Genomic DNA, 21,877 nt, shown 5'->3' with positions numbered 1-21,877 from the left:
GCGTGCACGACCGCGGCGCGGATGATGCAGGTGTTGGATCCCATGACGGGACGCAGCCGACGGCCGCGTTCTCAGGGGACGGTCTCTTCAGCCACCCGGACATGGATCACCTCGACGCGAGGCCTGACTCGTCGCCCGACGGTGACCAGCGGTCCTACACCGGCTTGTTCCGCGAACCGGCTGACGCGCCGCAGCACCCCGGCGACACGGTCTGAACTCGTAGTTCGAGCAGTCGGCGTCAGCTCGGCCCGCCGTTGTGCGCTCACGGATCCGTGACGAGTTCGAACTCGGTGTCCAGCAGCCGTCGAGCGTCGAGATCGCCCCAGCCGGCGGCCTGCTCGAGCACGTCGGCGGCTTCGTCCTCATCGCCGTGCTCGAGCAGGAACGCGCCGAGGTGGTAGCCGGCGGCAGGCTCGCCGAGCTCGTCGGCCGTCCGGTACTCGCGTTCGGCGGCCTCGAGATCGTCGCGGCGACGGTGCAGGAACTTGGCGTAGTCGATGTGCGCCTGCTGGGCGTCCAGGTCGATGGCCACGCGCAGCAGCTGCTCTGCCTCGTCCAGGCGTCCCAGCTCGGCGTAGACCTCGGCGAGCGCGCAGTAGGTCGTCGGCCTGGCCGCGTCGAGGTGCTGCTCGGCGACGGTGAGCGCGGTGACGACGTCGCGCCGGTCGTGCAGGTGGGTGCGGACCAGGTTCGCGGGCGCCAGCGTGTCGCCCAGTTCGACGGCCCGCTCGAACATGCCCACGGCCTCGTCGAAGCGGCCCTGCTCGGCCAGGAACAACGCGAAGTTGTTCATCGCCTTGCTGTCGCCCGAGGCGACGGCGAGCAGGTATGCGTTCTCGGCGTCGTCGATCATGTCGAGGTCCGCCAGCACCTCGGCCAGCACGTCGGCGAGATCGTCGCGTCCCGTCGCGACCAGGGGACCGAGCAACTCGTGTGCCTCGATCAGCCGGCCCTGCTCGAGATACCCGAGGGCCAACAGCCGCGCGGCCGTGGGTTCTCCCGCCGCGACAGCCCGTTCGAGCACTTCGATCGCCCGCTCACGCGCTTGTTCGGTGCCGTTGTCGAGCAGTTCGGAGTCATGACGGCCCATCGGGCCTAAGTCAGGCTCACTCATTTGGTCACCCACAATCTGTGCGAAGGCTAACGCACTCGCGCCAGCTGGCTCACCACGCAGCGCCGCTCCCGTGTCGGCGCAAGGAATCCCGAAGCCGCAGGTCGGCGTGCCTGCGTCGCCGGAGCGAACAAATCTGTAGTGGCTGAGGTAGACATTCGCCTCTGGCTGGGTGTAGTGTTCTGCGTGTAGCGAGAGAGACAACGTCTTATCGGCACGGGAGATGACGAACTGCCCGTGGCAAGTGCAAGACGCAGCAAAGTCGGATACCAGAGAAGAAGGGGAGGGTCGCACGCCATCGGATCGCCCGCCGTCGGCTGAGTTCCGCCGGGCGGGTACCGCAGTTCCATCGGATTGGCAGGTGGTCTTCGGTTAAGCACAAGCAACGGTCCCCGCGGACCGCGCCCCTGGTGCGGATCACGCGGACAAAAGAAGCCGATCTCACGGTCGGTTGATGGAAGTGAAACCCACAAACCCTTGGGGCCCCGGTGCTACGCATCGGGGCCCCTCGTGACGCGGAGGCGCGATGACCCCAGAGACACCCCTTGACGATGACCACTACCCCGCCTACACCATGGGCCGCGCCGCGGAGATGCTCGGCACCACACCGGCGTTCCTGCGCACCCTCGACGAGGCGAAGCTGATCGAGCCGCAACGCTCGGCTGGTGGGCATCGCCGCTATTCGCGCATGCAGCTGCGCCTGGCAGCCCGCGTCCGCACCCTGATCGACGACGGCATCGGCCTGGAGGCCGCCTGCCGCATCGTCACCCTGGAAGACCAACTCGATGAGGCCAGGAGCCTCAACGCCCAGGCACCGCCCTCTCCGGCCCCCGGCGAGCCGTACCCGCCTCTGCGAGGTGTGTGACCACAGTGGATCGTCCTGAGTCCTCGTCCGAGAACTCAGGACGTGCGTGGGCAGGGGACCAGAGCCCACACAGACTTTCCCAGCGCACGTTGAACCACGCCCCACTGCTTGGCCAGCTGGTTCACGAGCACCAGTCCACGACCCCGTACCGAATCGGACGAGAGGGGTTGCAGGGCGGGTGCCGACGGTGATGCGTCCTCGACCGCGATCTGGACGACGCACGGCTCAGCCGACTTCCGCAGCCGCAGGCGCGCCGGGAACCGTGCGTGGTCGTAGACGTTGGCGACCAGCTCGGTGACGACCAGCAACACGTCCACGAGCTCATCCTGGTGGATGCCGGACAGCGAGGCCTCGGTCCATCGGCGCACCCGGCTGAGGTCGGCGACATCCCGGTCGAGCTCCAGCACTTGCGTCGCATCAGAGGAGGTCCTGCCGTTCGTCACTTCGTCCTCCTTGTGCATCACACCACCGAGCGAACTGGTCCCGAACATGCTCTTCGCACTGGGTTGGGTGCCCGCTCCTCGCGGTGGTGAACCGTCGCCCAGCCCACGGTTGGATCACCCAGCCGCAGGACAGCACCGGTCATGGGAAGCTGGCAGTCGCACGTGGTGCCGGTTGTACGTGGTGGGACGGAGGTGAAATGGAGAAGGACGGTAGTTCGTCGATCCGGCTGCGTGTCCTGGACGCGGTCACGGACGGGACGCTCAAGGAACTCGACCTCGACAAACTCCTCGAGGTGCTGCTGGAACGCTCTCGTGACCTGCTCGGAGTCGACACCGTCACCGTCCTGCTGATGGATCGCAGTGCCACGCAGCTGGTGGCGAGGGCGACCGCGGGCTTCGAGGAGGAGGTCTTCCAGGGAGTGCGCGTGCCGGTCGGCAAGGGCTTCGCGGGCCGCGTGGCCCAGTTCCGGGAGCCGCTCCAGATCGAACGCGTCGACGAGTCCACAGTGGTCAATCCGCTGCTGTGGGAGCACGGTCTGCGGGTGCTGCTCGGCGTACCGATGATCGCCGAGGGTGAGCTGACCGGTGTCCTGCACGTCGGCAGCACGACGTCGCGCCGGTTCACCGACGAGGAGATCGAGGCGCTGCAGCTCGTGGCCGATCGCCTCGCGGTAGCGGTCTACGTGGACCGGACCCGTTCCGAACGCGTCGCGGCGGCGATGTTGCAGGAAAGCCTGCTCCCCGCCCGTCTGCCGCGCACGGAGGGCTGGGAGCTGGCGGCCCGCTACGTCGCGGGCACGGAAAGCGGCGTCGGCGGCGACTGGTACGACGTGTTCGAGTTGCCCGGTGAGCGCTTGGGCCTGGTGATCGGCGACGTCGCCGGCAACGGACTGCGGGCCGCGGTCGTCATGGGACGGTTGAGGAGCGCGTTGCGCGCCTACGCGCTGGACTACGCGGATCCCGCGGAGGTTCTGGGCAAACTCGACCGCAAGGCCAGCCATTTCGAGCATGACACGATGGCCACGGTCGCCTACGGGATCATCGACAGGGCAACGGACCGGATGAGTCTCGCGGTGGCCGGACATCTGCCTCCCGCCCTCGCGGTGCCAGGCGACGAGACCCGGTTCGCCGATGTCCACGTCGGACCACCGATCGGTTTCGATCTGGGCAGCACCGGCCGCCGGAGCACCGTCGTCGAACTGCCGCCGGGATCCCTGTTCGTGCTCTACACCGACGGTCTCGTGGAACGCCGGGGGCAGGACCTCGACGTCGGTCTGGAGCGGCTGCGCAGGGCTGTCACCCCGGCAGGTCCTGAGGCAGCGTGCATTCAGATCATGGCCACGATGGTCGGTGACCGGCCGGCGACCGACGACATCGCTCTGGTGGCGATTCGCCACGAGTGATGGCGACACACATCGGGTAGCCATCAGCGACACGAGGAACTGGTGGTGATTCGCGGTGGCCGGACAGAACCCGCGCCGGGTGACGATGGTGCCGAACGGCCCGATGCTCGTCGAGGGACCGATCGAGATCGTCACCGACGACGGCATCACGCACACCAGTGACCGGTTCGTGGTCGCGGTGTGCGCTTGTCGCCGCAGCAAGCGCTATCCGTTCTGCGACACCAGCCATCGCAAGCGGGTCCGCAGTGACGACGCGTCCGCCTCCCACGAGGACAACAGGTGATCGGCGAGGCGTGACTCCAGGTGCTCCGTCGCCTGGATGCCGAACACCACGTCCGCCCTGAGCGACGGCTCCTGCTCCAGCAGCGAGCCGATCACGTCGTTTCGCATGATCTGCTCGTGCACGGCGTCGGCCTCGATGTGCTCGGTGAAGAACTCGGCACAACGCGGGTCGGCGTCCAACCGCGTCAACGCCTGCGCCATGCGCTGCGCACTCGGTCCCGTGGTGATCTCGGCGGCGGCGAAGTGGCCGACCAGCGCGCCGCGCAACGACCGGTGCAGGCCGAACATCGACATCATGTTGACGATCGTGATGGCCGGTGCCGGCACGTCGTCGAAGTAGTGCAGGTACTCCGCCGACATTCCCGCGCCCTCGAGGAGATCGGCGTACAGGCGTGAGTGCATCCGGTCGGCCCGGCCGCCCCCGTACTCGTCGAACTCCACCGCCACCAGAGCGGCCTTCGCCTTGCCCCGCAAGCGCGGAATCACCCACGCGTGCGGGTCTGCCTCCTTGTGGTGGTAGACCGAACGATGCGCGAAGTACTCGCACATCTGGTCCCAGGTTCCGTTGTCCCGCAGGTGGTGTGAGACGCCGCTGCCCGGAACGTGCTCGACCAGAATCGCTTCCAGAGTCCCGTCGAGATCGTCCCCGCCGTCCACATCGGACCGCAGCCGGTCGAGGAAGACGCGTTCGATCTGCGCGCGCAGACGCAGCAGCTCAGGATCCCACTCCCACGCAGGGTCCACGCCGTCGAAACCGCGATAATGCAGTTCGTACAACGTGTGCAGGGCGACGGTGAGGTCCTCGCCGTACGGATCGGCGGCCTCGAACACGATCTCGCGTCCGTCCGGTTCACCGTTCAGCGCGGCGACGACACGCTCGGACAAAGGGCCGCGAGGCGAAGGAAGTTGCACCCACCTGTCATACCCGCCCAGTGACGAGCCCATGCACGAGCGCCAGCTCGTCGCGTTCCTCCAAAGCGGACGTCACGTGTTTGAGCAGGTCGTCGAGCAACGCGGTCGCGGGCACCCGGCACTCCCGCCACGGGTCCACGCCGACGCCGTCGATCCCGTGTCTGGAGGCCGTCCACACCGCGGCGGCGAGCACGTCGTCCCGCACCGCGGGCGGTTCCTTCCCGGCGAGAACGTCCTCGTGAGCGGTGTGCACGAGCGCACGGGACAGTGCCGCCTGCAGCACCGCGTCGTCCACCTCGGCGGCCGCGTCCGCCACGCGGAACTCGACGGTCGGCAGCGTCGTCGCCAGGCGCACCAGCCAGAACGACTGCGCCCGGTCCACGAGCGTCCCGCAGGCCACCATCCGGTCGACGTGGGCGTCGTACTCCTCCGCGTCGGAGAACAGCGGAGGCACGCCCGCTCCCGGGAACCGCGACTGCAGCACCGTCCGCCAGCTCGCGTAGCCGCGGTCGGGGGAGTTGGCGGACAGGGCCAGCAGCGTGGGCAGCCACGGCCGCACGTGGTTCAGCACGGCCACCGCGGTCTCGCGGTCCGGCACGCCGACGTGCACGTGACACCCGGAGGCCTCGTAGTCCTCGACGACGCCCGCGTAGGCGGCGAGCACGCGGTGATACCGCGCACCGTCCGTGACGACCGGACGCGTGGCGGGTTTGATCGGCGTACCACGGGAAAGCAGCTCGAGGCCCTCCTCGCGCGCAGCGTCCGCGACCATCGCGCGGGCGTGCGTGAGGGCCTCGCCGAGCCTGGCCACGCTGGTGCACGGTCCGGTCGCGGCCTCGACCTGGGTTCCGGCCAGTTCGGCGTGGAAGTGGGTCAGATCGGTGTGGTGCAACCGAGCGAGCACAGCGTTCGCGCGCATGACCGTGCGCTGGGAGGCCGGATCGAAGAGCAGGAACTCTTCTTCCACACCAACGGTGTCGGCGCACGCGTCTGGCAAGTGACCGTCTCCGCTCTTCCTGGACGTTGCGAACTGCGGTTACCCGTACGGGGCAGGCACGAACCGCCACGGGCAACTCAAGCGTGGCCTGGGCCGACCGTGCTCGCGGTTCGCGGCCTCGTCGTGCGAAGAGGGCCCCGATCTCCGCGGAGATCGAGGCCCTCGTACAGCCGTGTCAGGACCGGACTTCGCCGGCAGCATCGCGGCCGTGCTGAGCCACGTCCTGAGCGGAGGACTTGCCCTGGTCGGCCGTGGTCCTGACCGCGTCCGTGGCAGTCTGCTTCACCTCGCCCGCGGCATCGCGGACGTCCGACGTCATGTCCTCCTTGAGGTGTTCGGCGGATTCGGTCAACGACTGCCTGACGGGCTCGATCACGTCGCTCGCCCGGTCACTGGCTTCGGCCACGAACTGTTGTTCGGCCCGGGATCTGGGCAGGAGTGAAGCGATCAGCAGGCCGCCGCCGAACGCGACGATGCCCGCCGCGATCGGGTTGCCCTGCGTCTGACGCATCGCCTGACGTGGGGCGTCCTGCACTGCTTCCACGGCGCGACCGGCGTTGTCCGCGACGGTTTCTTTCGCCTGGTGTGCGTGGTCCTGCACGGTCGAGGTGGCGTTGGTGGTGCCCATGATGTTGTCCCTCAACGAGGTGAGGCCGTTCCGGATCCGCTGCGTGCGACGCTGCGCGATGCGGCGCGGACTGGTGCGGTCGACGAGACGGTTGGCGTCGTCGACGAGGTCGGCCCTGGTGTGGTCGATCTCGCGCCTTATTTGGTCGGGTGTCGCGCCCATTCGGCGTCCTCCTTCAGGGATTCGACAGTGCGTTCAGGTTTGGGCGCCACCTGGCGGAGCTTGGTGCGGCCGGTGCTGTACAACGCGAAGCCGGCGATGCCCCACAGCGCGGCGACGATCAGGGCCGCCCAGCCGAGAGGCAGGACGGCGCCGAGCGCGAAGACCAGGGCGAGACTGAGCAGCACCGCGGTCATGTACCCGGCGAAGCCGGCGCCGGCGAGCATGCCGCCCGCCTTGCCCGCCTTCTTGGCTTCTTCGCGGATCTCGGCCTTGGCCAGTTCGAGTTCCTGGCGCATCAACTGGGAGAGGTCCTGCGCCAGTTCCCCGACGAGCTCTCCGAGCGACTCACGTTCGGCGGGAGCGGGAGGCAGACCCGTGTCAGGGCTGGACATACCGCGCACCTCCGGAGGGCACCGGATCCGGCGAGTACGGTTCCCGCAGCGCCGGATTCTGTTCGGTGCCGATCGCACCTCGTTCCTCGAAGGACGGAGCGGCGGCCGGCGCGTCCAGTTCATGGGCGGGCGCCGCGGGCGTTGCCGCGAACTCGGGTTCCGGTGCCGGTCGAGGCGAAGCGGCGGGCTGCTGACCGGTCGCGCTCTTCGCGACGCGGCCGACGAGGAACCCGGCCACCGCCGCGCCCAGCAGGAACGCGCCTGGCCGCCGCCGGGCGAAGTCCTGCGCGGAGTCGAGCAGGCCGCGGGCACCCCGCTCCTCCAGGTACCGCGCGGCCTGCCTGCTGGAGTCGGCGATCTGGCGCACGGCGCCTGCCGACATGGAGTCCTGCGAGGCGCCGTCGGCCATGGAGTTCAGTTCGTCGGCGATCCTGCCCAGCTGGGTGGACGCCTTCCTGGCCTGCTGTTCGGCTTCCTCGGAGATCCTGGTCCGCGCGTCGTGCAGCACGTGGTTCGCCTGTGTCCTGGCCTCCTGCGCCACCTGCCCGAACTGGTCCTGAGCGGTCGCCCGCACCTCCTCGGCGGCATCCTTGGCGTGGTCCATCACCGCGGCGCCTTCCTGCTTGGCGGTGTCACGAACACCGCCCATCTGGTTCTCGGTCACGACTGGCTCCTCAATGTCGACGGGTGCTCGCAGTGCGAGCTACCCCACGCAACCCGGTGCAAACCAGGTCGAGGCGGCGGAAGTTATTGCGAGACAAGGGTTTTGCGAGAAAGTTCGGGGGTAGATGCGCACCTCGGCGAACTCGGGGGCCGTTCCGGCGCTACCTGGCGTCCCGGGACGTCAGCAGGGTCAGCATTTCCGGCAGGTCGAAGAACCGGGCCACGTCCAGAGCGGATCGGGTCCCGAGGGCGGGATCCGCTCCCGCGTCCAGCAGAAGCTCGACCGTGCGCTCGGAACGGCGGAAGACCGCCGCCCCGAGCGCTGTCTGTCCCCGGTCGTTGACGCGCCCGGTGTCGGCGCCTCGCTCCAGCAACGCCGCGACGGTGCCGGGGTGGTCGTGATACGCGGCCAGGACGAGCAGGGAGTCGCCCGCGCTGGTGGTGAGGTTCACCGGGATCCCCGCGTCGATCGCCTCGGCCAGCCGGTCGGTGTCGCCGGTGCGGGCGAGGTCGAACATCGACCGCAGGATAGCGAGTTCCTGCTCGGTGAGCGCGTTGGTCACGACCGGACTCCTCAGGCGATCGTCGCGGGGAAGCGTTCCCACACCCGGTGGGCTTCGAGGAGGATGGTCATCTCCTTGAGGACGTCCGACGGGTCGTCGCCGATCACGATTCCCGGCTCGGTGCCGTACCCGGCCGCCTCGACGGCGGTGCGTCCGGTGCCCCACGCGCCTACGGCCTTCGCGTGGCGGAAGCACTCCTGGATCATGAGGACGATGCGGGGATCGACGGCGGTGCTCGGTGCGCCGGCTTTCGCGTCCCTGGCAGGCACGGCGTCCGGTCCGGGCGGTGGGCTGCCCGCGAGCAGCAGGGCGTCGAACTCGACCGATCGCGCGGTGAGTAGCGTCCGCTGGGCGACCAGGCCGCTGTCGGGGGTGAGCGGTCCGCCGGTGGGGGCGATCAGCAACGGGACCATGCCACCGGCCAGGATCGTCTCGCGGACCGTCCGCACGCCGTCGAGATCGGCCGGATCGACCACGATTCCGATGATGCGCCCGTCCGTCGGCCAGGTCCGCCCGATCTGCGACAGGGCAGGGCTCGGCGTGACCTTCCTGGGCCGCACGGTGGCGCTGGGGACGGGCAGTCCGAGTCCGATGGCCACCTCCTTGCACAGCACCGGGTCGACGTTGGCCAGCACTCGCAGCTGGCGTTCCTTGATGGCCTGCTCGTAGCACTTGCCGAGTTCGAAGGTGAACGCGCGCACGACGTGCTCCTTCTCGATCGGCGAGAGGCTCAGCCAGAACAACCTCGGTTGGGTGTAGTGGTCCGCGAACGACGTCGGCGACTGCCGGATCTTCACCGCCTTCGGCAACGGCTGGGCCACCTCGACGAACGGCCGGTCCTCGACTCCCGCCTCGAACGGATTGCCGCCGTCGAGGGAATTCGGCCGGTAAGGGGCGACACCGGCGTGTACAGCGTGCTGGTGGAACCCGTCGCGCAGCATGTCGTTGACCGGCACGTGCGGGCGGTTGATCGGGATCTGGTTGAAGTTCGGACCGGCCAGCCTGCTCAGCTGAGTGTCCAAATAGGAGAAGAGACGGGCCTGGAACAGCGGGTCGTCGGTGACGTCGATGCCGGGCACCAGGTTTCCGAGGTGGAACGCGACCTGCTCGGTCTCCGCGAAGTAGTTCGTGGTGTTGCGGTTGAGCGTCAGCATGCCGACCGGCTGCACCGGGGCGAGCTCCTCCGGCACGATCTTCGTCGGGTCGAGCAGATCGATGCCCTCGAACGTCTGCCGAGGCGTGTCGGGCAGGACCTGCAGGCCGAGCTCCCACTGCGGGTACGCGCCGGACTCGATGGCGTCGGCGAGATCGCGGCGGTGGAAGTCGGGGTCGATGCCGTTGATCATCTGCGCCTCCTCCCACACCAGGGAGTGCACGCCCAGCTTCGGCTTCCAGTGGAACTTCGCGAGCGCGGTCTCGCCGTCGGCGTTGACGAGGCGGAACGTGTGGACGCCGAAGCCCTCCATCGTGCGGTAGGACCGGGGGATGCCGCGGTCGGACATGTTCCACATGACGTGGTGGGTGGCTTCGGTGTGGGTGGACACGAAGTCCCAGAACGTGTCGTGCGCGCTCTGCGCCTGCGGGATCTCGCGGTCCGGGTGGGGCTTGCCGGCGTGGATGATGTCCGGGAACTTGATGCCGTCCTGGATGAAGAAGACGGGGATGTTGTTGCCCACCAGGTCGAAATTGCCCTCCTGGGTGTAGAACTTCGTCGCGAACCCGCGGGTGTCGCGAACGGTGTCGGCCGAACCTCGTGAGCCCAGCACGGTCGAGAACCGCACGAACACCGGTGTCTCGACGCCGTCGCCGAGGAAACCGGCCTTGCAGACGTTCGAGGCCGTGCCGTAGCCCACGAAAACACCATGCGCGCCGTACCCGCGAGCGTGGACGACGCGCTCCGGAATGCGCTCGTGGTCGAAGTGCATGACCTTCTCGCGCAGGTGGTGGTCCTGCAGCAGCGTTGGTCCGCGCTCTCCGGCCTTCAACGAGTGGTCGGTGTCGTACAGCCGTGCGCCGGCCGACGTGGTGAGGAAGTCGCCCTGCTGTCCGTTGGCCGACTGCGGTGCGCCGGTAGGAGCTCCTGTCGGCGACACCGTCTCCGGCCCGGTCTGGTCCGGCTTGGGCGGCAACGGTCCGCGCGGCTCGGTCGGCTCCTCGAGCGACGGCGGCTCGCTGCCAGGGGCACCGGGGATCGGCGGGTTCACCAGCTCGGTGACCTTGTCCACCGCCTTTTCGAGCGCTGCCTTCACGAGCTTGCCCGGCTTGTGGGTAGCCACTGCTTCCTCCTCGGGGCGGGAAACCTACGACTGGCAATACCCGCGCTCCGGCCGGATAAGCGTCGAAAGCTGTGGCTCATGGCAAGTGGCCTCGTACGCGATCTGGCGTACGAGGCCACGTCCTCGTGTTCATCGGGCCCACGCATCACCTGCCTTCCGTGACGGAGGGGAGCGCTGCCGAGCAGGCCTGCCGGTCGGAACGTGGTCCTGCCCGTGCGGGTGGAGCACGTCCCGGTACGGCGTCGGCGGGACCGGTCGGCGTGGTGCTGGGGAGAGCGGGGGCTCTCCCCAGTTCGCCGCGATGATCTCGTCGAACTCGGCGCGCACAAGGTCCTCGTCCTCGCCCACCAGCGCGAGGAACTCCTCGTCCAGCGTCCGCGTGGCCATGACCACCCCTGGTCAGGCGTCGATCTGTTTCACGTCCTGCTCGGTGTTCGTGATGGCGATCCTGCGCGGCTTCGCCTTCTCCAGCACCGGGATCCGCAGGGTCAGCACACCCGCGTCGTAGGCGGCCTGGATGCGCTCGGTGTCGAGAGTGTCGCCGAGGAACAGCTGGCGGGAGAACACGCCCAGCGGCCGCTCCGCGACCTGCATCTCGACGTCGTCGCCGGTGATGGCCGGGCGCCGCTCCGCCTTCACAGTCAGCACGTTGCGCTCAACGTCCAGCTCGATCGCCTCCGCGGACACGCCCGGCAGGTCGAACGCCACCACGAACTCGTCGCCCGAGCGGTAGGCGTCCATCGGCATCGCCGTGGGCCGTGACCACGTGCCCGGTCCGGTGAACACCTGCTGCGCCAAGCGGTCCAGCGCCCGGAACGGGTCAGTGCGCATCAACATCCGGCACCTCCTCGATGTTTCGACTGCTGTCAACGCGCACCTCGATTGTAGGATGTCATCGGAACGACGACAAGATGGATTGTCGTCAAAAAGACGACGGGAGCCGAACCGCAGTTCACCAAGGCGATGCGATCACGCTGATGATCACGTCGTTGATCGGCGTGGGGTTCGGCGCCGGATGGTGGTTCTCCGGCGCGGTCGCGGTGTCCGGCGGTGGGACCGTGCTGATGGTCCTGGGTGTGGTGATCGCCGCGGGCCTCGCGGGCTGGGTGTTCCGCTTCAGCCGGTCCGCGGGGCAGCTGCCTTCCGGCGGCGGACGCGAGGACAGCCCGTTCGGCAAGACGTACGGCATCGCGGTGCTGCTCATGGTGGTCGCGATCTTCGCGGGGTCGCGGCTGCTGACGGTGCTCGACCTGCCGCAGGCGGTGCCCGCCTGGGTGCTGTTCGTCGTCGGCGCGCACTTCGCACCGTTCGCGAAGCTCTTCGGTTCCACCAGGTTCCTGCTCCTGGCGGCGGTGCTGTGGGGCACGGTCGTGGCGGGCCTGCTGGACGGGCGGAAGCTCGCCGCCCTGGCTCAGCGATCTGTCGCCTGACCGGGTCAGCGGAGGCCGGACTGGGGAGTCGGTTCCAGCCGCACCGTGGACTCGGCTCCGCTCAGCAGTGCCGACACCGTGTCGACGACTGCCGCGCATCGGGGGTGGCTGTGGACGGCGTCCAGGACCCGTTCGCGGTCTGCTGCGTCCTCGAAACGACGGATCCAGACGAAGCTGTCCTCGTCGCCGGCCACGGTGAAGGAGCCGACCACGGTCATGCCCATCTCCAGGTGCAGGGGGATGACGGTCCCGTCCATGTACAGCGCCAGTTCGGCGCCGAGGCCGGCGCGGGCGTGTTCGGTGCGGATCTCGTAGAACATCGAGTTCTCCTCGTCGGCCGTCAGGACATCGATGCGGAGCGTTGGGCGGCGAGCGCGTAGACGTCCGGGGATCCCTCCCACGGGCAGGTGCGCCGCACGGCCCAGTGGGTGATCAGCCAGCGTCCGCCGAGCTTGCGCAGCTTCAGCTGCCAGTACCCGCGCATGGTGCAGTGGTCGACAACGCCGGGGTCCGCGGGGACGTGGTGGTAGGCGACCACGTGGGCGCGGCACTCGGCGTCGTCGCCCGACAGGCGCACGTCCAGGTTGGACGTGGCGTGGTGGGTGCAGTCGAAGCCGGTCAGGGTGTTGCTCGCCAGCGCGACCAGATCGGTGGCCGCCGTGGTGGTAGGTGGTGTGCCGAAGTGGTGGGTGGACAGGTCCAGCAGCACTTCGTCGGCGAGCAGCCGGCGCAGCGCGGCCCAGTCCCTGTCGTCCTGGGCGTGGGCGAGGCCGGCGACGACATCGGCGACGGCTGCGCGGTCGACCAGTTCTTCAAGTGTGTTCACGGCCGCACCTCCGCGCGTTCGATCAGCGGCAGCACCAGGCGGCTGGGATGCGCCGGTCCGTGGTGGACCCGGTTGACGGCGACGGTCAGGTCGTCCTCGGTGTCGGTGGCGATGGTGCCGCCGGTGTTCGTGTTGCGGTCGTAGCGGGGGAAGTTGCTGCTGGAGACTTCGAGCCGGATGCGGTGTCCGGCGAGGAAGACGTTCGAGGTGACGCCTGCGTCGATGGTCAGTTCGTACACCGTGCCCGGTTCCATGAGCGCCGGGTCGGTGAGGGAGTCGCGGTAGCGGGCGCGCTGGATGCCTTCGCACAGCAGGATTGCGCGGCCGTCGGGGTGCACGTCGACGAGTTTGCCGGTGAAGTCGGTGTCCGGCGCCGAGCTGGAGACGTGCAGCACGAGAGTGACGTGCCCGGTCACTTCGATCGGGCGCTCGAGGACGTCGGTGGTGAAGCACAGCACGTCGTCCCGCGCTTCGACCGCGGCCTGGTCGGCCGGACCGGGGTAGGCACCGGACGCGCCGGCCAGCACGGTGCCACCCAGCGTGGGAACAGGACGGCATGGATCGTGGAGACAGGTGTCCGTCGCCTCGACCCGCACGCCATCGCGTGTCAGGACTCCGTCGCCCGTGGCGGTGTTGGCGCGACCGCCACCGGCGAGGAAGAAGTCGGTGTAGCTGGTGTCCGGCAACGGCCAGTCCTGCTCGTCGCGCCACCGGTCGATGCCCATGACGAAGATCCGGACGCGGTGGGTGTCCGCGGGAGTGTCCGTCCGGCCGCGGACCCAGCGGTCGAAGAACCTCAGGTGCTCGCCGGTGACGTCGGCGGCTTTGATGCTGCCGGCGAGGCCGAACGACCGGTCCGGGAACGTGCCGAGGTCAGCGCCGTCGGGGTGGGCCCAGGGGCCGACGACGAGCCGCTGGCCGTCACGGGCCGAGGCGCTGCCGCCGTGGTTGCGCATCATCGTGTACGACCGGATGGTTTCGCCGATGAACACGTCGTACCAGCCGCCGATTTGTAGTGCCGGTACCAAGATGTCGCCGCAGTGGTCGATCGGGGCGACCTCCTGCCAGAACGCGTCGTGTTCAGGATGGCCGAGCACGTCGCCGAACCACGGAAGGTTGCGCGTCACGGCGTCTAGCCCGGAGAGCGGCAACGGATCGTGCAGCAGCCGAGGATCGTCCACACTGGACAGGAGTTTCTGCGCGTCGGCAGGGTCACCGCGGCCGTCGGCGAGATCTCGGCGCAGGTTGCGCAGCGCCGAAAGGGTGCTCCACGTGAGCACTGCGTCCTGGGACAACGCGCCGCCGGGGGAGTACCAAGGTGCGTGGTACAGGTCGGCGGAGCTCATCACGGGTGCGATGGCGCGCAGTGCCGGTGAGGCGTGCGCGGCCGCGAGCCATTGGGTGAAGCCCATGTAGGACCCGCCCCACATGCCGACCGTGCCGTCACACCACCGTTGCTCGGCCAGCCATGTGAGGGTGTCGGCACCGTCACGGCTTTCGTGGGTGCCCGGCACGAACGTTCCGGATGAGCGAGAGGTCCCGCGGACGTCCTGCGCCACCACCGCGTATCCGGCTTCCACGAACGCGAACACGTCCGGCAGCTTCGGGTTGCCGTACGTTCCGGCGTCGTCCTTGCCGTAGGGAGTGCGAATCAGCAGAACGGGGAAGGGGCCTGGACCTTCGGGTAGCCACACGTTCGTGGCGAGGGCGATGCCGTCGCGCATCGGCACGGTCAGGTCCACGTCGACGGAGAAGCTCATGCCCGCACCTGGTCCTGGGCCGAATTCTGGGGCGTGATCATCCAGTGGCTGAACGCGGCGTAGTGCCGGGCGAACTCCTGTGGTGTGGGAGCGTGCTCAACCGCCGCGGACAGTTCCGCGACGCGGGCGTACCGCGGCATCCGGTCGGCCTGGTAGGCCGCCAGTGCTGCGGGCACGTCGCCGGTCCCGGCGAGCAGGCCGCCGAGCAGGGCGGCGTCCTCGATGCCCAGCGTCGCACCGGCGGTGATGTGCGGCGACATCGCGTGTGCGGAGTCCCCTGCCAGTGCGACCCGTGCGGAAACCCAGTGCGGCAGCGGAGGTACGAGCATGACCTGGTTGTGCAGGATCAGCTCTTCCGGCGTCGCGCCGATCAGTTGAGCCAGGACTCCGTCCGGGCCGTCCTCCAAGTGGAGGGCGCGCTCCAACGCCTGCTGCTTGCGGGTACCGGTCAGTGGTGGTGACTTGAACTGGTTCACCAGCCAGTAGACGCCGCCGTCGTGGGTGCGCACGTACCCGCCCCGGCATCCGTCGGTGCCCAGGATCAGCCGGTTCCCCGCAACGGCGATGCCGTCGGCCGGAACGACCGCGCGCCAGACCTGATGGCCGCGGTGCTCCTGTGCCGGAGCGCCCGGCACCAGCTGCGTGCGCACCGCCGAGTACACCCCGTCCGCTCCGATGAGCACGTCCGCTTCCGCGCTGCTGCCGTCGGTCAACCGCACAGTGACACCGCCGGCGTGTTCCTCGTACTCGCGGAACCCCGTGCTGAGACGGATGTTCTCGCGTCCCACGGCATCGGCGAGCAGATCGTTCAGCTTCGCGCGGTGCGCCAACAGGTACCGGTGGTCCTCGACACCGAACTCCGGGGTCTCGAGCAGGCGCCCGGCGGGGTCGTGGAAGTACATCTCGCTGGGTTTGCCGATGGCGCGCACCTGCTCACCGATGCCGAGCTCGTCGAACACCGCCAGCGCGTTCGCCCAGAGCCCCAGCCCGGCACCGGCCGCGCGGATCTCCGGCGCCTGCTCGCAGATCACCACGTCGATCCCGGCCCGGCGCAGGGCGATTCCCGTCGTCAGCCCGACGATTCCGGCGCCGATCACCACAGCCCGCGTCACAGTCGTTCCCTCGTCATGTGCTTGTCCTCCAACGATTTCTTCCTGCTTTCGACAGTAGGAGCGATACCGGATTAACTCCAGTGCAACTCTGGCAAGGAACAATTTCGGATGTGATAATCGGTGAGTGGACTACATCGATCTGAATCTGATCGAGGCGCTGGACGCGCTGCTCGCCGAGAACAGCGTGACCAAGGCCGCTGCCCGGCTGCACACCTCGGCGCCGGCGATGAGCCGGGCCCTGGCCCGGTTGCGCCGGGTCTTCGACGACCCGCTGCTCGTGCGGGCCGGGCGCGATCTCGTGCCCACCCCGCGGGCGCTCGAACTGCGCGGTGAGGTGCACGCGATCGCCACCAGAGCCCGAGCGCTGTTCGCGCCGTCCACCACCGCCGATCCGCGAACCGCGGTGCGCATGTTCGACCTGCAGGTCACCGACATGCTCTCCACGACCTTCATCCCCGCGCTCATCGACGACCTGCGCGAGCAGGCACCCGGCATCTCGTTGCGGCTGCGGCCGGAGAACCTCGAGGACACCCCGGCCCTGCGAGAAGGCTTGGTGGACCTGGAGATCGGCAGCATCCGCCCCGGCGACTCGGAGATCCACTCGGAAGCGCTCGTCACCGAGACGCTGATCGGCGTGGTGCGGCCCGGCCACCCGCTCGCTGCGGCGAAGAAGGTGACGCCGCAACGGTTCGCCGAGGCCGATCACATCGTCGTGTCACGGCGTGGCCGGGCACACGGTCCGATCGACGAACAACTGGCAGAGCTGGGACTCAACCGGCGCGTGGTGGCCGTGGTGCCCACGTTCGCGAGCGCGCTGTTCCTCGCCTCGGAGACCGATGTCGTCTGCATCGCCCCGGCCCGGCTGGCACGCCGGATGCTGAACACGTTGGGGCTCCGCACGTTCCCGATCCCCCTTGCACTGCCGTCGGTGACCGTCGCCATGGCGTGGCATCCGCGCAACCACCACGACCGCACGCACCAACTGCTGCGCGAGCGCGCCCGTCACATCATGGCCACCGCCGCCGCGGAGGGCGTCAGTCGGTGACCTGCACGGCGGGATCTCCGCGGTGGCGCAGGCGGCGCACGACCTCGACGAACCCGGTCACCACCAACGCGAGACCGACGCCGACGGCGATCGCCAGGAGCGTGTTCTCCTGGAACAGCACGCCGCCGAGGTAGCCGGTGAGCGCGGTGTAGGCGCTCCAGGAAGCGGTGGCGAACGCGACGAACAGCACGTACCTGCCGAGCGGGAAGCCGACGAGGCCGGTGGACAACGTGGCCAGGTAACGCCCGACCGGGATGAAGCGCGTGGTCACCAGGATGAAGCCGCCGCGGGCGTCGAGCTCGCGGGTGAACCAGTCGTGCGCCGCGCGGCGTTTGGTGCCAGGCGGGAGACGCTTGAGCAAGCGCGTGCCGAACAGCCGTCCTGCCGCGTACGGGACCATGTCGCCGAGGAAGGCGCCGAGTGTCGTGGCGGCGATGACGAGCACGATGTCGGTCTGCCCGGTCGCGGCGTAGACGCCCGCGACGATCACGACGGGTTCACTCGGGATCAGGGGCAGGAACGAGTCCAGAAAGGACACCGCGATCAGCACGGCGTAGAGCCACGGCGAGGAGATGAGCGACTCGGTGAGCCGCAGCCAGTCGATCACGAAGGATCCTTTCGTGAATGGTCGTGAGGCCCGACGACGATCTCCGAGGACACGGCGCACGACACGCGGGCGACCACGCTGGAAAGACGTTCCTCATCGGTCAGCACGGAGTCGCGGTGCTCGACCCCGCCTGCCAGGACTGCCAGGCGGCAGGTACCGCACACCCGAAGCCCGTCCGGAGCCCAGACCGCGGTGAACGGCAGGGAGATTCCGGTGAGGTCGGCGGAGAACTGTTCCAGGTGAATCCGGCTCGCGCGCCAGTGAGCTGTCAGCGTTCGCACGGCTCGCATGAGCGGAGCAGGGCCGCAGCAGTAGACACGCACGTCGTCGTCCGGTTCGGCCAGATGTGGCCACAGGTCGAGCAGACCGTGGTCGTCACTGTGGTGCACGGTGTCCTCTGGGCCGCTGAACTCGTGCAGGAACGGGGTTTCCTCAGCGGACTGCGTCATGTAGAGCAGCCGCACAGCCGGATGACCCTGAGCGCACAACCGGCGCACCATCGCCCGGATCGGGGTGATCCCGATCCCGCCGGCGATGAACAGGTACCGGGGCGAAGGGTGCAGCGGGAACCTGTTGACCGGTGCGGACACCCGGAGTTCGGTGCCGACCGCCACGTCGTCGTGCATGCTCGCGGAACCACCCCGGCCGGCGCGGTCGCGCCGCACGCACACGACGTACTCCCGGGGCTCGCCGCCGCCCGGATCGACGAGGCTGTAACTGCGTTTGTGCCCGGCAGGGGTGCTGCTCCCAGGGCGACCTCGGTCGCAGCACAGCGCTTGGTCCGATGCGCGACTCCAGATCGCGGACCGAGGCCGTGTTGACCACCGAGACCCAGTTCATCGGTCCGTCCCCGGCGATGTTCGCGTCGGTGAAGCGCCTGCCCGGTTCCCCGCGCGAGCACCGGCACCACATCCGCCGGCAGGTCGAGCACGCGGGCGAAGAACCGCATCGCGGCGGCGATGCCTTCTTCCGTGCGCAAAGCGGCTTTCAGTGCCTCGTGTCCGGCCACTTGTGCGGTGAGGACATCTGTCTCCACGTCGAAGTGCGTGTCGAGACCGGAGAGGCGATGGTCCGAGACCAAAGCGAAGAACTCCTGCTTCGACAGCCCCGTCCGTGTCCCAGGTCGATACCCGCCGTCCGGCCGTGCGAACGCGAGCATCCGGTCGTGCGGAATCCCTTCTCCCGGCCGGAGCGCGACCTGGTTCAGTGGCTGCGCGCTGAGCGCTTTCACCGGGTAGCGGAACAGGTCCCGCACCGCGCCTTCGATGCTCACCACGGCGGCGACTCCGCCCAGGCCGTGGACGATGGCAGGGTTGTACGCGCGAATTGATGGGGGAACACGAATTTCTCGCTTTTCTGTCACTGCTCGACAATGGCGATCGCCGTGAGCCTCCCTTTTGAAACTAGGCAGGGATCAATGTGGCGACAAGTGCGTTCTCGGCAATGATGTGTTCGCCCTGGCGCAATCGGAGCGGGCATCGGGCCCCGGCGGGCGGGTAGCCGTGGATCGTGGGACCGACTATGGTCTCTGCCATACTCCCGAGTCAGGGGGAAGGCGCGATGAGCGAGCAGGACAGGCGGGGCACCAAGCAGCGGATGCTGGACAGCGCGGTTCTGCTGCTGCGAGAACGTGGTGCGGCCGGCGTGACGGTCGACGCGGTGCTGGCGCACAGCGGTGCGCCGCGGGGTTCCGTCTACCACCACTTTCCCGGCGGCAGGAACGAGATGGTCCTGGGCGCGGTCCGCCAGGCCGGGGACTACATCGCCGCCATGGTCAGCGAGTCGGCGGCCGAGGGTGACGTCCGGCAGATGGTGGACCGTCTCGTCGCCTTCTGGAAGCGGGCGCTGACCAAGACCGACTACCGGGCGGGCTGTCCCGTCGCCGCGATGGCCATGGACAGCCGTGACGTCGTCCCCGACGCCGGTGACGTGGTGCGGGAGATCTTCACCAGTTGGCAGGGCAGCCTCGCGAAGGCGTTGGCAGCCAACGGTTTCGCGGCACAGCGCGCACAGCGGCTGGCGACGTTGGTCGTGTCCGCGATCGAGGGAGCGATCATCCTCTGCCGTGCTCACCGTGACCTGGGCCCGCTCGACGACGTGCTCGTCGAGATCGCGCCCCTGCTCGAGCGACGAGACTAGGAGCCTGGCCCATGTGGAAACCCAGCGCCTGCATCCTCTGCGAGTGCAACTGCGGGATCGAGATCCTCGTCGGTGACGACGGCCGGTCGTTCGACAAGATCCGCGGCGACAAGCTCCACCCCGCGTCAGCCGGCTACACCTGCAACAAGGCGCTGCGCCTCGACCTGCACCAGAACGGCGACACGGGCCGGATCACGCACCCGCTGCGCCGGCGGCAGGACGGCACCTTCGAACAGATCGACTGGGACACCGCGATCAGCGAGATCGCGGCGCGCCTGGGCGAGGTCCGCGACACCTTCGGCGGCGAGACGATCTTCTACTACGGTGGCGGCGGTCAGGGCAACCACCTCGGCGGCGCGTACTCGCCCGCCTCGATGGCCGCGTTCGGCGCCCGCTACCGGTCGTCCGCGCTCGCGCAGGAGAAGACCGGCGAGTTCTGGGTCAGCGCCCGCATGCTCGGCAACCTGACCCGCGCGGACTTCGAGCACTGCGAGGTCGCGCTGTTCGTCGGCAAGAACCCCTACCAGTCGCACGGCTTCCCGCGTGCCCGTTCGGTGCTCAAGGAGATCGCCAAGGACCCGGCACGGTCGATGATCGTGATCGACCCCGTGCGGACCGAGACGGCGGAGCTGGCCGACTTCCACCTCCAGGTCAGGCCCGGCACCGATCTCTACCTGCTGACGGCGCTGGCCGCCGTGCTCGTGCAGGAGGACCTGATCGCCGCCGACTGGCTCGCCGAGCACGCGGACGGCCTCGACGCCGTCACCGCTGTCCTGCGGCAGGTACCCGTCGGCGACTACTGCGCCATCGCCGACGTCGAGGAAACGCTGGTGCGGGCTGTCGCCACCCGGATCGCCGCCGCGGACTCCGTGGCCGTGTTCGAGGACCTCGGGGTCCAGATGAACCGCGACTCCACGCTCGTGAGCTACGTCGAGAAGCTGGTCTGGCTGCTCACCGGCAACTTCGGCAAACAAGGCGCCCAGTACGTGCCCTCCAGCCTGGTGCCGATCGGCCGCGACCGCGGGCACGCCGACGGCGAGGGCCCGCGCAGCCCGGTCGCGGGCGCACGGATCATCAGCGGTCTCGTGCCGTGCAACGTGATCGCGGAAGAGATCCTCACCGACCACCCAGCCCGCTACCGGGCGATGCTGGTCGAGAGCGCGAACCCGGCGCACTCCCTGGCCGACTCGGCCCGGATGCGGGAAGCGCTCGCCGCGCTCGAACTCGTAGTCGTCATCGACATCGCGATGACCGAAACCGCACGCCTGGCCGACTACGTGCTGCCGGCGCCCACGCAGTTCGAGAAGTTCGAGGCCACGTTCTTCAACTTCGACTTCCCGCGCAACATCTTCCACCTGCGGCACCCCGTCGTGCCCGCGCCGGAGGGCCTGCTGCCCGAACCGGAGATCCACGCCCGGCTGGTCGAGGCGTCCGGCGCGCTCACCGAACAGGACTACGCACCGCTGCGCGCGGCCGCACAGGCCGGCCGAGCCGAGTTCGCGCAGGCGTTCCTCTCCATTCTGGCGGATCCGGCGAAGCGACGGCTCGCGTCCGTCTTGCTGTACCGCACGCTCGGCCCGACGCTGCCGCACGACGCCTCAGCAGCTGCGGTGCTGTGGATGGCCGCGCACGAGTGCGCCCGCAAGAACCCGGCCGGCGTCGAGAAGGCGGGCTACGGGTCCGGGCTCGAGGCGGGGGAGCGGCTCTTCGAAGCGATCGTCAACGGCCAGCACGGCGTGCACATCACCGACGACGAGTACGACGTCTCGTGGCGGCGCCTGCGCGGTGAGCGGATCAACCTCGCTGTGCCGGAGCTGCTCGCCGCGGTAGCCGCCCTGGGCGACCGGCCCGTCCCGCGGCAGGATCCGGACTGGCCGTTCGTGCTGTCCGCGGGAGAACGACGCGCCTTCACCGCCAACACGATCATGCGCGACCCCAGCTGGCGCCGGCGTGACCCGGACGGCCGCCTGCGCATGAGCGTCACCGACGCGACGCGGCTCGGCGTCACGACAGGCGACCGGGTCAAGCTCACGACCCGGCGCGGCAGCGCGGAGGTGTCCGTGGACGCCACGGACACCATGCGCTCCGGTCACATCTCGCTGCCCAACGGCCTCGGCCTCACGGTGAAGGAGCGCACGGGCGTTGCTCCCAACGAACTGACCGCCGCCGAGGACCGTGACGAGTGGGCCGGCACACCGTGGCACAAGCACGTGCCGGCCCGACTCGAACCACTCGCGCCCGAGGCGAGGTGAGGGGCGGCA

25 protein-coding genes are annotated in these 21,877 nt (G+C 69.0%); 8 read left to right on the top strand and 17 right to left on the bottom strand.

The features are described 5' to 3' along the window. Positions 1-262 precede the first annotated feature (262 nt). Positions 263-1,114, bottom strand: coding sequence for a tetratricopeptide repeat protein (locus ACWGE0_RS06745; RefSeq protein WP_452259945.1), 852 nt, complete (start codon positions 1,112-1,114; stop codon positions 263-265). A gap of 523 nt (positions 1,115-1,637) precedes the next feature. On the opposite strand from ACWGE0_RS06745, the gene ACWGE0_RS06740 reads away from it, so the two are divergent. After that, the gene (locus ACWGE0_RS06740; protein ID WP_452259944.1) at positions 1,638-1,976 is read left to right on the top strand and encodes a MerR family transcriptional regulator; all 339 of its coding nucleotides are present in this window, start codon (positions 1,638-1,640) and stop codon (positions 1,974-1,976) included. 35 nt (positions 1,977-2,011) lie between these two features. On the opposite strand, the gene ACWGE0_RS06735 is transcribed toward ACWGE0_RS06740, so the two are convergent. Next, positions 2,012-2,419, bottom strand: coding sequence for an ATP-binding protein (locus ACWGE0_RS06735; protein ID WP_452259943.1), 408 nt, complete (start codon positions 2,417-2,419; stop codon positions 2,012-2,014). 197 nt (positions 2,420-2,616) lie between these two features. Between ACWGE0_RS06735 and ACWGE0_RS06730 the strand changes: the two genes are divergently transcribed. Both ACWGE0_RS06730 and ACWGE0_RS06725 read left to right on the top strand, forming a co-directional pair. Then, positions 2,617-3,822 carry a PP2C family protein-serine/threonine phosphatase gene (locus ACWGE0_RS06730; RefSeq protein WP_452259942.1) on the top strand — a complete coding sequence of 402 codons (1,206 nt, stop codon included), beginning with the start codon at positions 2,617-2,619 and terminating at the stop codon, positions 3,820-3,822. 85 nt (positions 3,823-3,907) lie between these two features. Then, on the top strand, positions 3,908-4,105 hold the full coding sequence (locus ACWGE0_RS06725; protein WP_452260216.1) for a CDGSH iron-sulfur domain-containing protein: 198 nt from the start codon (positions 3,908-3,910) through the stop codon (positions 4,103-4,105). Here ACWGE0_RS06725 and ACWGE0_RS06720 read toward each other — a convergent pair. The 9 genes from ACWGE0_RS06720 to ACWGE0_RS06680 all read right to left on the bottom strand — a co-directional run bounded on the left by ACWGE0_RS06720 (position 4,027) and on the right by ACWGE0_RS06680 (position 11,534). Further along, positions 4,027-5,049, bottom strand: a complete 1,023-nt coding sequence (locus ACWGE0_RS06720; protein ID WP_452259941.1) for an iron-containing redox enzyme family protein — start codon at positions 5,047-5,049, stop codon at positions 4,027-4,029. The genes ACWGE0_RS06725 and ACWGE0_RS06720 overlap by 79 nt on opposite strands. Further along, positions 5,024-6,013 (bottom strand): carboxylate-amine ligase, encoded by a 990-nt coding sequence (locus ACWGE0_RS06715; RefSeq protein WP_452259940.1) that lies wholly within the window; start codon positions 6,011-6,013, stop codon positions 5,024-5,026. Before ACWGE0_RS06715 ends, ACWGE0_RS06720 begins: the two co-directional genes overlap by 26 nt. 175 nt (positions 6,014-6,188) lie before the next feature. After that, the gene (locus tag ACWGE0_RS06710) at positions 6,189-6,803 is read right to left on the bottom strand and encodes a DUF3618 domain-containing protein (protein WP_452259939.1); all 615 of its coding nucleotides are present in this window, start codon (positions 6,801-6,803) and stop codon (positions 6,189-6,191) included. Next, positions 6,779-7,195, bottom strand: coding sequence for a phage holin family protein (locus ACWGE0_RS06705; protein ID WP_452259938.1), 417 nt, complete (start codon positions 7,193-7,195; stop codon positions 6,779-6,781). The genes ACWGE0_RS06710 and ACWGE0_RS06705 overlap by 25 nt, the downstream gene beginning before the upstream one ends. Continuing rightward, positions 7,182-7,859 carry a hypothetical protein gene (locus tag ACWGE0_RS06700; protein WP_452259937.1) on the bottom strand — a complete coding sequence of 226 codons (678 nt, stop codon included), beginning with the start codon at positions 7,857-7,859 and terminating at the stop codon, positions 7,182-7,184. The genes ACWGE0_RS06705 and ACWGE0_RS06700 overlap by 14 nt, the downstream gene beginning before the upstream one ends. 160 nt (positions 7,860-8,019) lie before the next feature. Further along, entirely contained in the window at positions 8,020-8,421 is a 402-nt protein-coding gene (locus ACWGE0_RS06695) for an ankyrin repeat domain-containing protein (RefSeq protein ID WP_452259936.1), read from the bottom strand. Between the two features lie 11 nt (positions 8,422-8,432). After that, positions 8,433-10,697: a catalase gene (locus ACWGE0_RS06690; RefSeq protein ID WP_452259935.1), complete on the bottom strand. Its 2,265-nt coding sequence runs from the start codon at positions 10,695-10,697 to the stop codon at positions 8,433-8,435. 129 nt (positions 10,698-10,826) lie between these two features. After that, positions 10,827-11,084 carry a hypothetical protein gene (locus ACWGE0_RS06685; RefSeq protein ID WP_452259934.1) on the bottom strand — a complete coding sequence of 86 codons (258 nt, stop codon included), beginning with the start codon at positions 11,082-11,084 and terminating at the stop codon, positions 10,827-10,829. A gap of 12 nt (positions 11,085-11,096) precedes the next feature. Then, positions 11,097-11,534, bottom strand: coding sequence for an Hsp20/alpha crystallin family protein (locus ACWGE0_RS06680; RefSeq protein WP_452259933.1), 438 nt, complete (start codon positions 11,532-11,534; stop codon positions 11,097-11,099). 140 nt (positions 11,535-11,674) lie between these two features. Between ACWGE0_RS06680 and ACWGE0_RS06675 the strand changes: the two genes are divergently transcribed. Further along, positions 11,675-12,127 (top strand): DUF7010 family protein, encoded by a 453-nt coding sequence (locus tag ACWGE0_RS06675; protein WP_452259932.1) that lies wholly within the window; start codon positions 11,675-11,677, stop codon positions 12,125-12,127. Positions 12,128-12,132: 5 nt separating this feature from the next. Here the strand turns inward: ACWGE0_RS06675 and ACWGE0_RS06670 are convergent, their stop codons facing one another. The 4 genes from ACWGE0_RS06670 to ACWGE0_RS06655 are packed head-to-tail and all read right to left on the bottom strand — an operon-like array spanning position 12,133 to position 15,825. Further along, complete coding sequence (locus tag ACWGE0_RS06670) at positions 12,133-12,447, bottom strand: NIPSNAP family protein (RefSeq protein ID WP_452259931.1); 315 nt, start codon at positions 12,445-12,447, stop codon at positions 12,133-12,135. A gap of 20 nt (positions 12,448-12,467) precedes the next feature. Beyond that, positions 12,468-12,953: a nuclear transport factor 2 family protein gene (locus ACWGE0_RS06665; protein ID WP_452259930.1), complete on the bottom strand. Its 486-nt coding sequence runs from the start codon at positions 12,951-12,953 to the stop codon at positions 12,468-12,470. Beyond that, entirely contained in the window at positions 12,950-14,713 is a 1,764-nt protein-coding gene (locus tag ACWGE0_RS06660) for a CocE/NonD family hydrolase (RefSeq protein WP_452259929.1), read from the bottom strand. The genes ACWGE0_RS06665 and ACWGE0_RS06660 overlap by 4 nt, the downstream gene beginning before the upstream one ends. Continuing rightward, positions 14,710-15,825, bottom strand: a complete 1,116-nt coding sequence (locus ACWGE0_RS06655) for an FAD-dependent monooxygenase (protein ID WP_452259928.1) — start codon at positions 15,823-15,825, stop codon at positions 14,710-14,712. Before ACWGE0_RS06655 ends, ACWGE0_RS06660 begins: the two co-directional genes overlap by 4 nt. Before the next feature lie 124 nt (positions 15,826-15,949). On the opposite strand from ACWGE0_RS06655, the gene ACWGE0_RS06650 reads away from it, so the two are divergent. Further along, positions 15,950-16,870 (top strand): LysR family transcriptional regulator, encoded by a 921-nt coding sequence (locus ACWGE0_RS06650; protein ID WP_452259927.1) that lies wholly within the window; start codon positions 15,950-15,952, stop codon positions 16,868-16,870. Here ACWGE0_RS06650 and ACWGE0_RS06645 read toward each other — a convergent pair. Both ACWGE0_RS06645 and ACWGE0_RS06640 read right to left on the bottom strand, forming a co-directional pair. Further along, entirely contained in the window at positions 16,860-17,477 is a 618-nt protein-coding gene (locus ACWGE0_RS06645; RefSeq protein ID WP_452259926.1) for a DedA family protein, read from the bottom strand. The genes ACWGE0_RS06650 and ACWGE0_RS06645 overlap by 11 nt on opposite strands. Further along, entirely contained in the window at positions 17,474-18,103 is a 630-nt protein-coding gene (locus ACWGE0_RS06640; protein WP_452259925.1) for a hypothetical protein, read from the bottom strand. Before ACWGE0_RS06640 ends, ACWGE0_RS06645 begins: the two co-directional genes overlap by 4 nt. 191 nt (positions 18,104-18,294) lie before the next feature. Between ACWGE0_RS06640 and ACWGE0_RS06635 the strand changes: the two genes are divergently transcribed. The 3 genes from ACWGE0_RS06635 to ACWGE0_RS06625 all read left to right on the top strand — a co-directional run bounded on the left by ACWGE0_RS06635 (position 18,295) and on the right by ACWGE0_RS06625 (position 21,868). Next, entirely contained in the window at positions 18,295-18,807 is a 513-nt protein-coding gene (locus tag ACWGE0_RS06635) for a hypothetical protein (RefSeq protein ID WP_452259924.1), read from the top strand. A 230-nt stretch (positions 18,808-19,037) separates the two neighbouring features. Beyond that, on the top strand, positions 19,038-19,616 hold the full coding sequence (locus tag ACWGE0_RS06630; RefSeq protein ID WP_452259923.1) for a TetR/AcrR family transcriptional regulator: 579 nt from the start codon (positions 19,038-19,040) through the stop codon (positions 19,614-19,616). A gap of 11 nt (positions 19,617-19,627) precedes the next feature. Next, positions 19,628-21,868 carry a molybdopterin-dependent oxidoreductase gene (locus ACWGE0_RS06625; RefSeq protein ID WP_452259922.1) on the top strand — a complete coding sequence of 747 codons (2,241 nt, stop codon included), beginning with the start codon at positions 19,628-19,630 and terminating at the stop codon, positions 21,866-21,868. Positions 21,869-21,877: the final 9 nt, after the last annotated feature.

It is taken from the genome of Lentzea sp. NPDC054927 (genome assembly GCF_053610285.1).
This window is presented reverse-complemented; position numbering and strand designations above follow the sequence as displayed.